This window comes from Pseudarthrobacter sp. NPDC092424, from assembly GCF_044754925.1.
Classification (GTDB): Bacteria; Actinomycetota; Actinomycetes; order Actinomycetales; family Micrococcaceae; genus Arthrobacter.
The window spans coordinates 133,375-145,495 of sequence record NZ_JBIVQC010000004.1 but is presented as its reverse complement, the minus strand read 5'-3'; the positions used below and the strand labels follow the sequence as shown (position 1 = coordinate 145,495).

11 protein-coding genes and 2 tRNA genes are annotated in these 12,121 nt (G+C 68.2%); 8 read left to right on the top strand and 5 right to left on the bottom strand.

What is annotated here, in order from left to right:
* On the top strand, nucleotides 1–1,062 hold the full coding sequence (locus ACIQCN_RS08560) for a GNAT family N-acetyltransferase (protein ID WP_400610417.1): 1,062 nt from the start codon (nucleotides 1–3) through the stop codon (nucleotides 1,060–1,062).
* Nucleotides 1,063–1,132: 70 nt separating this feature from the next.
* Here ACIQCN_RS08560 and ACIQCN_RS08555 read toward each other — a convergent pair whose 3' ends face one another.
* Entirely contained in the window at nucleotides 1,133–1,933 is an 801-nt protein-coding gene (locus ACIQCN_RS08555) for a DUF1295 domain-containing protein (RefSeq protein WP_400610415.1), read from the bottom strand.
* Nucleotides 1,930–2,637: an alpha/beta hydrolase gene (locus ACIQCN_RS08550; protein WP_400610413.1), complete on the bottom strand. Its 708-nt coding sequence runs from the start codon at nucleotides 2,635–2,637 to the stop codon at nucleotides 1,930–1,932. Before ACIQCN_RS08550 ends, ACIQCN_RS08555 begins: the two co-directional genes overlap by 4 nt.
* Nucleotides 2,638–2,789: 152 nt before the next feature.
* On the opposite strand from ACIQCN_RS08550, the gene ACIQCN_RS08545 reads away from it, so the two are divergent.
* The 6 genes from ACIQCN_RS08545 to ACIQCN_RS08520 all read left to right on the top strand — a co-directional run bounded on the left by ACIQCN_RS08545 (nucleotide 2,790) and on the right by ACIQCN_RS08520 (nucleotide 9,047).
* Nucleotides 2,790–4,151, top strand: coding sequence for a YibE/F family protein (locus ACIQCN_RS08545; RefSeq protein ID WP_400606082.1), 1,362 nt, complete (start codon nucleotides 2,790–2,792; stop codon nucleotides 4,149–4,151).
* A 61-nt stretch (nucleotides 4,152–4,212) separates the two neighbouring features.
* Complete coding sequence (dusB, locus tag ACIQCN_RS08540; RefSeq protein ID WP_400606083.1) at nucleotides 4,213–5,394, top strand: tRNA dihydrouridine synthase DusB; 1,182 nt, start codon at nucleotides 4,213–4,215, stop codon at nucleotides 5,392–5,394.
* A complete protein-coding gene (locus ACIQCN_RS08535) occupies nucleotides 5,378–6,688 on the top strand; it encodes a deoxyguanosinetriphosphate triphosphohydrolase (RefSeq protein WP_400606085.1) in 1,311 nt (436 codons plus the stop codon). The genes dusB and ACIQCN_RS08535 overlap by 17 nt, the downstream gene beginning before the upstream one ends.
* Nucleotides 6,689–6,770: 82 nt before the next feature.
* Nucleotides 6,771–8,684, top strand: coding sequence for a DNA primase (dnaG, locus tag ACIQCN_RS08530; protein WP_400606087.1), 1,914 nt, complete (start codon nucleotides 6,771–6,773; stop codon nucleotides 8,682–8,684).
* An 84-nt stretch (nucleotides 8,685–8,768) separates the two neighbouring features.
* A tRNA-Asn gene (locus ACIQCN_RS08525) sits at nucleotides 8,769–8,841 on the top strand.
* A gap of 133 nt (nucleotides 8,842–8,974) precedes the next feature.
* Nucleotides 8,975–9,047: transfer RNA gene (locus ACIQCN_RS08520), tRNA-Asn, on the top strand.
* 54 nt (nucleotides 9,048–9,101) lie between these two features.
* On the opposite strand, the gene ACIQCN_RS08515 is transcribed toward ACIQCN_RS08520, so the two are convergent.
* The 3 genes from ACIQCN_RS08515 to ACIQCN_RS08505 form a co-directional block, all read right to left on the bottom strand.
* Nucleotides 9,102–9,509, bottom strand: a complete 408-nt coding sequence (locus ACIQCN_RS08515; RefSeq protein WP_400606089.1) for a hypothetical protein — start codon at nucleotides 9,507–9,509, stop codon at nucleotides 9,102–9,104.
* A gap of 73 nt (nucleotides 9,510–9,582) precedes the next feature.
* Nucleotides 9,583–9,798 carry a hypothetical protein gene (locus tag ACIQCN_RS08510; RefSeq protein WP_400606091.1) on the bottom strand — a complete coding sequence of 72 codons (216 nt, stop codon included), beginning with the start codon at nucleotides 9,796–9,798 and terminating at the stop codon, nucleotides 9,583–9,585.
* 29 nt (nucleotides 9,799–9,827) lie between these two features.
* A complete protein-coding gene (locus ACIQCN_RS08505; RefSeq protein WP_400610411.1) occupies nucleotides 9,828–11,051 on the bottom strand; it encodes a multidrug effflux MFS transporter in 1,224 nt (407 codons plus the stop codon).
* 178 nt (nucleotides 11,052–11,229) lie between these two features.
* Here ACIQCN_RS08505 and ACIQCN_RS08500 point away from each other — a divergent pair, with 178 nt between their 5' ends.
* A complete protein-coding gene (locus ACIQCN_RS08500) occupies nucleotides 11,230–12,072 on the top strand; it encodes a phage holin family protein (protein ID WP_400606096.1) in 843 nt (280 codons plus the stop codon).
* Nucleotides 12,073–12,121: the final 49 nt, after the last annotated feature.

Sequence of the window (12,121 nt, the reverse complement as noted above, 5' to 3'; positions counted from 1 at the left end):
ATGGCCATCGAGTACCGCGAATGGCGCGAGGGCGATGACCTCGCGCTCCTGGAAATCTGGGGCGGACCCGAAACCGCGCAGGCCGGCCAGTTCCGCAGTGCGCTGGCGGTTTCCTCGGACGGGTCCGGCGGCGAACCATGGCGCCGCTGCATCGTGGCCGAGGACGTCATCGACGGCGTCGGAATCCCGGTGGCTGCCGGTGTGGTCTACGAAGCCTCACTGCATCCTGAACGGCTCTGGACCTACATCGAGGTGGCCGGCGACCACCGCCGCTCCGGCATCGGCGCCACGCTGCTGACCATGCTGCGGCGCGAAGCCGGCCACGCGCCGTCGGGCGTTGAAAAGCTCCGCGCCAAGGTGGAGCCGGGCACCGCGGGCGCCGCCTTCGCGGAGGCCTTCGGCCTGGCGCCCATCCAGCGCTCCCGGCTGGTGGTAGTGGAGCCGGGCGCGCTTCGTCTCCCCGTATTCCCGGACGACGGCGGAACGGCCGGCGAAAACGCCGGCTCCGATGTGGTCATGGACCTGGCCACCGGTTCCGTGGAATTGACCGATGTGGTCGGCCGCTACTACTCGGCCATCCACAGCTGGGACCCGCCCGGCGTGCTGTCCGTGGGCCAAGTGCAGAAGCTGTTCCTGGACGACCTCACCGGGGCGCACGGGGCCATCGTGCTCCGGGCCAGGCCGGAATCGGCGTTCGGTGCCGGCGTGAAGCCCGCCAAAAAGGGCCGCATCAGGGCATTCGCGGTCAGCTATGCCGCTCCGGCGGATCCGGACGCCGCCCCCGGTTTGGCGGGCGCCCGCGCCCCCGGGAGCGATGACGCCGGCCCCGGCGCCGCCGGCCGGGAAACACCGACGGACGTCTTCGTGGGACACGAACCCGCGCTGGACCCGGCGGACGCTGCCGAAGCTGTGCGCGACATCCTTTCCCTGATCGCGTACCAGCACCCGGTCATGCTGGAACTGGACGATTCGATGACTGCCCTGCGCGCCGCCGTCGAACCCCTCCTTGACAGCGGCAAGGCCCGGCTCGCCGGTGCCGAAACGCTGGTGGTTTCGGACTAACCGACCCAGCTGGCTGCGCCCAGTGTCGTTTTGAGCACCCATAACGGCACTGGGCGCGGCCTGGTTGCGGTCATGGCCGCTTGGGAGGCCACGGGATGAATCCGCTCGTGGCCTCGACGTACTCGCGGTAGCCCGGCCGGCCGGACATGGCCTTCTCCGTCAGCGGCTTGCCGGTCTTCGCGGCGAGCGTCCACACCATCAGCGCGGGGGAGAGGACGGTCAGGACCCCCGGCCAGGAGTCCGCGGCAATCAGGAACAGGCCGGTCCACACTGCGGCGTCGCCGAAGTAGTTGGGGTGGCGCGTGTAGCGCCACAGCCCGGTGTCGAGCACGGTGCCCTTCCGGGCGGGGTCCTTCCTGAACTGCGCCAGCTGCCAGTCGCCCACGGCCTCGAACACGAAGCCCACCAGCCACAACGCCGTTCCGGCCGCTGCCAGCCACCCCGGCGGCCCGGCGGTGAACATGCCCACCTGGATGGCCAGCGATACGAAAAACATCACCGCGCCCTGCGGCAGGTAGACACGGCGCAGGGCATAGGCATTCCGTGAACCCGGCGCGCCGGCCAACAGGTTCCGGTAGCGCGGATCCTCATGCCCGCCGCGGGCCCGCAAGCCGATGTGCAGCCCCAACCGGAGGCCCCACGCGGAGGTCAAGACCAGGAGCAGGAGCCGCCGGCCGTCGTCGCCATGCCCGGCGGACAGCACCCACGCCACAACCGCCACCGCCACGAACCCGGGACCCCACGCCACGTCCATCAACGAGTGCCGCCCCTGCCGCACGGCCACGGCAAAAGTCAGCATCAGAACTACGACGACGGCGCCAGCGGTCCAGGGGAGCGAGGCCACGAAGGCGGCCCACGGGAAAGGAGTCACAGGGTCACCTGGAGCGCGGACTCCGGAAGCAGGCGGGCGAACGTGCGGGAGGGAACGGCGGGGGCGCCGGTGCTCTCGGCGAAGGCCTTCAGGACGAACCCGGTGGTGATCGACTGCCACAGCCGGACCTTGCGGAGCATGAAGTGTCCGGCGCCCGTGAGCGCCACATACTGTATTCCGGCGGCACTTTCAGCTGCCCGTCGGGCGAAGGTGAGGGACGCGGCGGGACTGGTCCAACGGTCCCTGGTGCCATGGATGATCAGCACCTTCTTCCCGGCCACAGCCGCTGTGGAGGTGGTCGGGCCCAGCCACGGTGCCAGCGCCACGACGGCCGCCACCTGCGGATGGCCGGCGGCAGACAATGCGGTGAGGCCACCCATCGAATGGCCCACCAGGAACACCGGTACGTCAGGATGCTGCTCCTGGATCAGCCGCAGCGCCCACCGGGCGTCCTGCAGCGGCGACATATCCGCCCCGTTCCAGCCCCGGACGCTGTTGCGCAGAATCCAGACCGCCAGCCCGTGCCGCCGGCCGGCACGGTGCAGGTCCTTGGCAAACGGCACCATCCTGGCCGGGCTGAGGTGCCTGGACTCCACGGGTTCCCTGCTCTGGGACTTGCCTCCGTGCAGCACCAGGGCCACACCGCGCACCGGTCCCAGGGGCGCCAGCACTTTGAGAATTGCGCCGTTGCTGCTCTGGACCATACATGCCGCCTTCCATCCTGCCGCGTACCCGTGCAGGCCATTTATCAACCCTAAGGTGCCGGCCGTAGAGTTCAAGGTATGAGGTTTCACTGCTGATGGGCGCCGGTCACTCCCATGCTCCTACAGACCATTCGGAGCCGACGCCCCAGGCGATGGCTGCCCGCCGGAAGGCCAACCGCATCCTGGCGGCCATCCTCGTTCCGCTCACGTTGCTGACGCTCGTGGCGATGGCCATGCTGTGGCCCTCCGGCAGCAAGGAAGGCATCTCGCTGGCCAACCCGTATTCCACGGCGTCGGGCGTCACTTTCGATACCGGCGCAATCCAGCGCGTGGTCACCGAACCGTGCATGCAGGGAGCCGGCCTCCAGGACCCCGGCCAGGCGGGCCAGGAAGGAAACCCGCAGGGCAGCCAGGCTGCCGGCTCGGAGTGCACTTTCGCGTACACGGAGCCGGACAAGGGCGGCAGCGCCGTTAAAGTGGTCATCAACCCGGATGTCGCCAAGTCCCACGGGGTGAACCCCGGTGACCAGATCCGCTACCTGAACCTGTCGGGCGCCGAGGGGGCCTCGGCGTCCGGATCCCCGGCCTATATCTTCGTGGACTTCGTCCGCACGCTGCCCATCCTCCTGCTCGCGCTGCTCTATGCGGTGGTGGTTATCGCGGTGGCGCGGTGGCGGGGGCTGCGCGCCCTGATCGGACTGGCGGGCGCCTACTTCGTGCTGGCCGGCTTTATGCTGCCCGGCCTGGTGGAGGGCAAGCCGCCGCTGCTGCTGGCGCTGGTAGGCTCCACGGTGATCATGATCGGGGTCCTCTACTTCGCCCACGGCTTCTCGGCGAGGACCTCCACAGCCCTCCTGGGCACCATCTTCGGGCTGGGCATCACCGCGCTGCTGGCGGCGTGGGCCACAGGCAGCGCCAACCTCGCCGGAGTCGGCAACCATGAGGCCACCACGCTGATCAACACCTCTGCGAACATCTCCATCTCCGGCGTGATCCTGTGCGGACTCATCATCTCCGGCCTGGGTGTCCTCAATGACGTCACCATCACCCAATCGTCCGCCGTGTGGGAACTGTACGAGCTCGCCCCTTCGAGCAGCGCACGCAAGCTGTTCACCTCCGCCATGCGGATCGGCCGGGACCACATCGCCTCCACCGTGTACACCATCGCCTTCGCCTACGCCGGCGCCGCGCTGCCCATCCTGATCATCGTGATGCTCTACGACCGGCCCCTGGCCGAAACGCTGACCAGCGCCGAACTGTCCGAGGAAGTCATCCGCACCCTGGTGGGGTCCATCGGCCTGGTTCTGGCCATCCCGGTCACCACCCTGATCGCCGTGCTGGTGGTCAAGGCCACCGGTACACCGGGTGCCGCACCCCGCCTGCACCACACCGCGGACGACGTCGAGGACACCGGAGCGCTCGCAGCGGCGGCCCTCACCGAACGCGGCGCCGGGACGGCAGAGAGCACGGACCTGCCGGAAACGCGCCGCGGGCGGAGGTCCCGGCACAGTTGAGCGGGAACACCGCACCGGCACCGCGCCGCCACGATTTGCCCGGCTTTGCAACAATGGACAGGTGACTGTTGCAGCAACCCCTCCCGCACCCAGGCTGGAACTCCCGCCCCTGAAGCTGGGCCCCATCACCGTGGACACGCCGGTGGTCCTGGCGCCCATGGCCGGCATCACCAACTCGGCCTTCCGCCGCCTGTGCCGCGAATACGGCGGCGGCATGTACGTGGCGGAGATGGTGACCTCCCGCGCCCTGGTGGAACGTACGCCGGAGTCGCTGCGGATCATCTCCCATGACGCGGACGAGAAGGTCCGATCTGTCCAGCTTTACGGCGTGGACCCCAAGACGGTGGGAGCAGCGGTCCGGATGCTGGTGGAGGAAGACCGCGCTGACCACATCGACCTGAACTTCGGCTGCCCGGTCCCCAAGGTGACCCGACGCGGCGGCGGCTCCGCGCTGCCGTGGAAAATCGATCTCTTCACCGCCATCGTGCAGACCGCCGTGAAGGAAGCCGGCAAAGGCAACATCCCGCTGACCATCAAGATGCGCAAGGGCATCGACGACGACCACCTCACGTACCTCGATGCGGGCCGCATTGCCCGTGATTCCGGTGTTGCCGCCGTCGCCCTCCACGGCCGGACCGCCTCACAGTTCTACTCCGGCCAGGCGGACTGGTCCGCCATCGCCCGGCTCCGCGAGGAACTCCCGGACATCCCGGTGCTGGGCAACGGCGACATCTGGTCCGCCGAGGACGCCGTCCGGATGGTGCGGGAAACCGGCGTTGACGGCGTAGTGGTGGGCCGCGGCTGCCAGGGCCGGCCCTGGCTCTTCGGCGACCTGCAGGCCGCCTTCGAAGGCAGTGACCTCCGGCACCGGCCCAACCTTGGCCAGGTGGCCGACGGCGTGTATCGCCATGCGCAGCTCATGATCGAAACCTTTGGTGGAGACGAGTACAAGGCCCTCCGGGAGATCCGCAAGCACATGGCCTGGTACTTCAAGGGCTATCCGGTCGGCGGAGACCTGCGTGCCAAGCTCGCCACGGTGCCCACCCTCGAAGTCCTCCGCTCGCTGCTGGACGAACTGGACCCGGACGTTCCCTATCCCGGCGTCGATTCAGAGGGCCCCCGCGGCCGCGCCGGTTCCCCGAAGAAGCCCGCCCTGCCCAAGGACTGGCTGGACTCCCGGTCGCTCAACGAAGACCAGTCGAGGGATATCGCCGCGGCGGAACTGGATGTGTCCGGTGGCTGAAACTTCCGTATCGGAGCCGCCCTCGGTGCCCCTGCTTTCGGGGTACGGCAGCCACGATTCCGCCCGCTGGGTGGAAGAGCCGGCCAAGAGCACCTACCGGTCGGATTTTGAGCGGGACAGGGCGCGCGTGCTGCACTCCTCGGCACTGCGCCGGCTCGGCGCCAAGACCCAGGTGGTGGCCCCGGACACGGACGACTTCGTCCGCACCCGGCTCACCCACAGCCTGGAGGTGGCGCAGGTGGGCCGCGAGCTCGGCCGGACGCTGGGCTGCGACCCCGACGTGGTGGACACCGCGTGCCTGAGCCACGACCTGGGCCACCCGCCCTTCGGCCACAACGGCGAGTCGGCCCTGAACGAGGTGGCACACTCCATCGGCGGGTTCGAGGGCAATGCCCAGACCCTGCGCCTGCTCACCAGGCTCGAACCCAAGGTGCTGACCGCTGACGGCGCGCCGGCGGGCCTGAACCTCACCCGGGCCAGCCTGGACGCGGCCGCCAAGTACCCGTGGTCCGCGTTGGAAGCCCCGGTGATCCATGGCCAGCGGACCAGCAAGTTCGGCGCCTACGAGGACGACCTCCCCATCTTCAACTGGATCCGCCAGGGCGCTCCCGAGCGCCGTTCCTGCCTGGAAGCCCAGGTCATGGACCTCGCCGACGACATCTCCTACTCAGTCCATGACGTCGAGGACGCAATCGTGGCGGGGCATTTCCAGCTGCGCTGGATGGACAACCCGGACCACCGCGCCCGCGTGGTGGGCTATGCCAGGCAGTGGTACCTGCCGCACAACGATCCCGCCGCCATCGACGCCGCCCTGGCCAGGCTCGAGGCCACGGACGTATGGGTCCGGGAAGCGGACGGCAGCCGGAAGTCAATGGCTGCCCTTAAAAACATGACCAGCCAGCTGATCGGCCGGTTCTGCCAGAGCGCGCTGGAGACTACCCGCGCCGTCTACGGTCCGGGCCGGCTGACCCGGTACAACGCGGAGCTTATGGTTCCCGACGAGACCGTCATGGAGATCGCCGTGATGAAGGGCCTGGCCACCACCTTCGTGATGACTACGGACCACCGGCAGCCCATCTACGAACGCCAGCGCGAGGTCCTCCACGCGTTGGTCACCGCATTGAGCGCCACGGGTGACCGGCATCTGGAACCCATGTTCGCCGCGGACTGGCGGGCAGCCGGGGACGACGGCGCGCGCCTCCGCGTGGTCATCGACCAGGTGGCCTCCCTGACGGACGGCTCGGCGCTGGCCATGTACGAACGCCTTGTGGGCAGCCTGCCGTCCCTGTGGTGACCGTCCCTGCCCTGGCCGGGCATGTGGCGGGCTGCGCCATAAGCTGCCCGCCGCCGTCGCACCCCCGCATTAGGATGGCTCTGTGGCCGGCCTGATCAAACGCGAAGACATCGACGAAGTACGCCAGCGTACGGACATCAAGGAAGTAGTTGACGGCTACGTCACACTCAAGGGCGCCGGGCTGGGCACCTACAAGGGCCTGTGCCCCTTCCATGACGAGCGTTCGCCCTCCTTCACCGTGCGCCCCCAAGTGGGCCGCTACCACTGCTTCGGCTGCGGCGAAGACGGGGATGTTATCTCCTTCGTCCAGAAGCAGGACCACACCTCCTTCCAGGAAGCGGTGGAAAAGCTCGCCGCCCGGATCGGCTACGAGCTCCGCTACGAGGACGGCGGCAGCGGTCCCAGCCGCGAGGAGGTTGGCCGCCGGCAGCGCCTGCTGGACGCGCACAAGATCGCCGATGAGTTCTTTCGCGCCCAGCTGCTCACCCCTGGTGCCGCCGAAGCCCGGAACTTCCTGTTCGGCCGCGGCTTCGACCGCTCCGCCGCTGAGCACTTTGGCTGCGGCTACGCCCCCCAGGGCTGGGATGCCCTCCTTAAGCACCTGCGCGGACGCGGCTTCACGGATGCCGAGCTGAAGCTGACCGGCATGTTTTCCGAAGGTAACCGGGGGATCTACGACCGCTTCCGCGGCCGCCTGATTTGGCCCATCAAGGACATCGCGGGGGACACTATCGGCTTCGGCGCCCGAAAGCTCTACGAGGATGACCAGGGTCCCAAGTACCTCAACACCCCGGAGACCACCCTCTACAAGAAGTCCCAGGTGCTCTACGGGATCGACCTCGCCAAGCGCAGCATCGCCAAGGAGCGGCAGCTGGTGGTGGTGGAGGGGTACACGGATGTCATGGCATGCCATCTGGCGGGAATTACGACGGCGGTGGCCACCTGCGGTACCGCGTTCGGCACCGAGCACATCAAGATCGCCCGGCGGCTCCTGTCGGACGACGGCACCGGGGGAGAGGTGGTGTTCACCTTCGACGGCGACGCCGCCGGCCAGAAGGCGGCCCTCCGCGCCTTTGAAGAGGACCAGCGGTTCACCGCCCAGACATACGTGGCCGTGGAGCCCGGCGGCGCCGATCCGTGTGACCTCCGCCAAAGCAAGGGCGACGAGGCGGTGCACGCCCTGGTGCAGTCGCGCCGGCCGCTCTTCGAGTTCGCCATCCGCACCACGCTGAAGCAGTTCAACCTCGACACCGTGGAAGGACGCGTGCAGGGCCTGAAAGCCTCGGTGCCGGTGGTGGCTGCAATCCGCGACGCGTCCACCCGCACAGGCTACTGCCAGGCCCTCACAGGCTGGCTGGGGATGCCGGACCCCAACGAGGTCCTGCGCCTGGTCACAGCCGCGGTGAAGCGCGGAGACACCGGCCGGCCCCCCGCCCAGGGAACACCTGCCCGGACGCCCGCCGTTGCCGGTGCTCCCGGCGTGGCTGACGGGGCGTCGTCGGGCGCTGTTCCATCGTTCCACCGCCCGGACCCCCGCGACCCCGTGGCCTCCATGGAACGCCAGGCACTGGAGGTGGCGCTGCAGCAGCCGGTGCTGCTGGGCGGACCGGCGTGGGAGCGGTTCGAGGCGGTCCGGTTCGCCACCCCCGCGTTCCAGGCGGTCCATGACGCCATGCGCGCCACCGGTCCCGGGCTGGCGGGGGACCCGGTCCGCTGGGTGGAGCACATCATGGCGGAGGTGCCGGAACCTTTGCGCCCGCTGGTCTCCGAGCTCGCCGTGGTCCCGCTGCCGGCCAGCACCGAGGAGGCCGTGCAGAAGTATTGCCGGGATATCCTGGCACGTCTTTTCGAGTTGCAGATCACCCGGGTCAAGGCTGACAAGATGGGCCAGTTGCAGCGGCTGGACCCGGTGGCGGACCCCGGAACCTACCAGCGGCTTAACCGTGAACTGATGATGCTGGAGATGGAACGCCGCTCGCTGCGGTCGGAGGCGTAGGCAGTCCGCCTGTGGCTTTGGGCACAACAGCGGCTCCGATTTTATTTCCTGGCCGGGTGTTTGCTAGGCTGATACCCGCTTCATTCCTCCTTAGCTCAATTGGCAGAGCATTCGACTGTTAATCGAAGGGTTGCTGGTTCAAGTCCAGCAGGAGGAGCTTCCAATCCCCGTTCCGGCCTCCGGAACGGGGATTTTTTGTCTCTTCGGGCAGGTGGAATTGGGGTGGGCGGCTCGGCGGGAGCCGATTTCGTATTCTCCCGAAACCTTTGCTAATGTCATACCTGCTTCATTCCTCCTTAGCTCAATTGGCAGAGCATTCGACTGTTAATCGAAGGGTTGCTGGTTCAAGTCCAGCAGGAGGAGCAATCACGGAAAATCCCCGTCACTCCCTATGGAGCGGCGGGGATTTTCCGTTCCTCAGACAAAGTCCATTTCCACTTGGAGGAACCGTTCAGCCTCGGCGATGGCCGCCATGAACGCTTCCTGCCCGGTGGGCGAGGTGCGCGGCTGCCGGGGGTTCCATTCGTGGGGTGCCGAGTGTACGTGCACCACCCCGCCGCCGGGCGGGGCGTAAAAGATTCCGAAGCGCTGTACTGGCCACTCGGGAGACGTTTCCGGCGCCACCAGCAGCGCGGCACCGAAAGCGGGGTTGAACCATTGGGCGATGGGCCGGCGCCGGTCTTCGGTGAAGAGCCCGGCGGCGTAGAGCGCCGCGGACTGCGGACCGTCGGCGGCGCAGAGCCGCTCCCACCACAGGGGGAGGATGCGGGCGTCGCACCGCTGCCATGTGGCTGGAATCCGGGGCTGGTCCTGCCGATGGGGCACAGACCTATTTTATCGCGGCACCCCCTTCAGGGGCAGGTGTCCTGCCTCTTGCCGACTGCCCCGGCGAATCCTGTCAGGGCCGGTTCCACGGGCCGGGGTTCACCCGGTAGAGCAACGCCGATCCGGCCACCATCCCCAGCGCGATCCCCAGGGCCGGGTTGCCGGATGAGCGCCCGGCAAAATAGCCCGCGACGGCGCCCAGCACCGCGCCGAGGAACAGCCCCCTCCGGTTCCGGTGGGGCCTGCGGCGGTTCCGGGGGTTGCCGGCAGGTGTTTTTTCGCGGCTCATGGGCATAGTCCTTCCGTAGACAGGGGTGCCTAGTGGATCGAGGGAACGGTGCGGGGGCGGACCACCAGCCAGAGCGCCGCCATTGCCAGCAGGATGCAGCCGGCCTGCACGGCTCCCATGGGGGTTGCGCTGTCGATGCCCAGCCAGCCGACCACCGGCGAGATGAGTCCGGCGGTGGTGAACGTGGCGGCCCCCAGCAGCGAGGCCGCCGTGCCGGCCTGCCCCGGGTGGCCGGCCAGTGCCAGCACCTGGACGCAGGGGAACAGGAACCCGGTGCCGAAGATGTAGAGCCACAACGGCACCATGACGCCCCACAGGCCCATGTCCAGCTGGTCAAAGAGCACGATCAGGCAGGCGGAAGTGAACATCCATGCCGTGGCGCCGGCGATGATCCACTGCGGCGGCACGCGCCTGATCAGCCGTGCACTGGTCTGCACCCCGGCCACGATGCCCAGCGAGTTGATGCCGAAGAGGTAGCCGTACTGCTGGGCGGAAAACCCGAAGACGTCCTGGAAAAGGAACGGCGACGCGGACAGGTAGGTAAACAGGCCGCCGAAGTTCAGTCCGCCCACCAGGAGCAGGCCAACGAAGATCCTGTCGCCGAAGAGGGCCTGGTAACGCTGCTTGGCCGTCAGCCCGGATTGGCCGCGCTTTTCCGGCGGCAGCGTCTCCCGGACCAGGAAGAGAGTGGCTACGATGACCACCGTGCCGTACGAGGCCAGGAACACGAAGATTCCCGGCCATTCCATCACCAGGAGCAGCTGTGAGCCGATTACCGGGGCAAGGATGGGTGCCAGCCCGTTCACCAGGGCCATCCGGGAGAACATCCGAACCATCGCATATCCGGAGAACAGGTCTCGGACCATTGCCATGGCCACCACGCCTCCGCCTGCCGCGCCCACGCCCATCAGCACGCGGAAAATCCCCAGGGCGGTGATGTCCGTGGACAGGGCCGCACCCAGCGACGCGGCGATGTGGAGCGCGGTGGCAAGGATCAGGGGGGTCCGGCGGCCGAACTTGTCGCTGAAGGGCCCCACCACCAGCTGCCCGAAAGCGAACCCCAGGGTGGTCCCGGCGAGGGTCAGCTGCACTTGGGCCTCGGTCACGCCCAGGCTTGCCTCCAGGGCAGGGAAGGCCGGCAGGTAGAGGTCGATGGTGAACGGTCCCAACGCCGTCAGTGCGCCCAGGAGGAGGATGTAGAGGAGCTTCCGGCGCCGGCTGAGCTGATCGCCCGGATTGGAGGGAGTGGTCACGGATACCAATCCTAGGCCCCGGCCCTGCCGGATCCGCGGTGCGGAGGCCACGCCGCCCTGCCCGGCCGGGAAGGGAGCCGCGGGCCTGAATGATAGTTTTGGGGTCGGGGACGGTGCAGTGGCACCCTCCCGCGAAATACGGAAGCCGAATCGACCCATAACCAGTAAGGCGGAACCGATGAGCGGACGTCATAGCGGCCAGGCCGGCAGGGGGCTGCGCATCACCGCGCTGCCCCGCACCGCCAAGCTCCTCTTCCGGCTGGCACCACGCCAGCTGAACGACGAGATCGCCTTTGCCAAGGCCGAAGTAAAGCGCAAGGGCATCCAGGTCGGGGTCGCAGCGGCCTTTCTCGCGGTGGCTCTCGTCTTCCTGTGCTTCCTCATTGTGGGCCTTATTGTCGCCGCCATCATGGGACTGGCCACGGTGATGCCCGCCTGGCTTGCCGCGCTGATCGTCTCCGCAGCGTTCCTGCTCATCGCCCTCGTCGGTGCCCTGGTGGGTCTCGGCAAGTTCAAGAAGGCCATGCCGCTGCTGCCGGAAGAAACCATCCGGGGCCTGAAGCACGACCTCGGCGTGGCCAGGGATGGCTCCGCCTACAACCCTGCCGTCCTGGACCCCAGGAGTTCCGAGGCCAAGGCGGCCAAGGCAGCCAAGGAAGAAGCGGAAGCAAAGGAAAAGGCGGAGAAGGCGGCCAAAGCTGCGGAGCATGCGCGCGAATTTCCGCAGGCGTCGGAGCCTGAGCTTGCCCGCCGCCTTGACCAGCGCCGGCGCCACCTCGGCGAGGTCCGCGATGACCTGGGCGCCGAACTGGACGTGAAAACCCAGTACCGGTTCCTTGCGGCGGCTGCCCGGGAGAAGCTGGAGGCCGCCCAGGCTGCTGCCCTCCGGAAGAAGGCTGCTTTCGCGGGGTCCACCACCGCAGATGGCGGTCCCGCGGCACGCTGGAAGCCGCTCGCCGTCATGGCCGCGGCCGGAGCCGTGCTGGTGGTGCTTCTTCGGAAGCTGATCCGCACCTACTGAGGCCGGCCCGCGGGCCGCATTGAGATTGCTGGCGGCCACACCGCCGCCG

Excerpts from the sequence above, each read along its gene's own strand:
- ACIQCN_RS08500 (WP_400606096.1), top strand. The coding sequence starts at position 11,230 with ATGAGCGGACGTCATAGCGGCCAGGCCGGCAGGGGGCTGCGCATCACC.
- ACIQCN_RS08545 (WP_400606082.1), top strand. The coding sequence starts at position 2,790 with ATGGCTGCCCGCCGGAAGGCCAACCGCATCCTGGCGGCCATCCTCGTT.
- ACIQCN_RS08535 (WP_400606085.1), top strand. The coding sequence starts at position 5,378 with ATGTGTCCGGTGGCTGAAACTTCCGTATCGGAGCCGCCCTCGGTGCCC.
- ACIQCN_RS08550 (WP_400610413.1), bottom strand. The coding sequence starts at position 2,637 with ATGGTCCAGAGCAGCAACGGCGCAATTCTCAAAGTGCTGGCGCCCCTG.
- ACIQCN_RS08510 (WP_400606091.1), bottom strand. The coding sequence starts at position 9,798 with ATGAGCCGCGAAAAAACACCTGCCGGCAACCCCCGGAACCGCCGCAGG.
- ACIQCN_RS08560 (WP_400610417.1), top strand. The coding sequence starts at position 1 with ATGGCCATCGAGTACCGCGAATGGCGCGAGGGCGATGACCTCGCGCTC.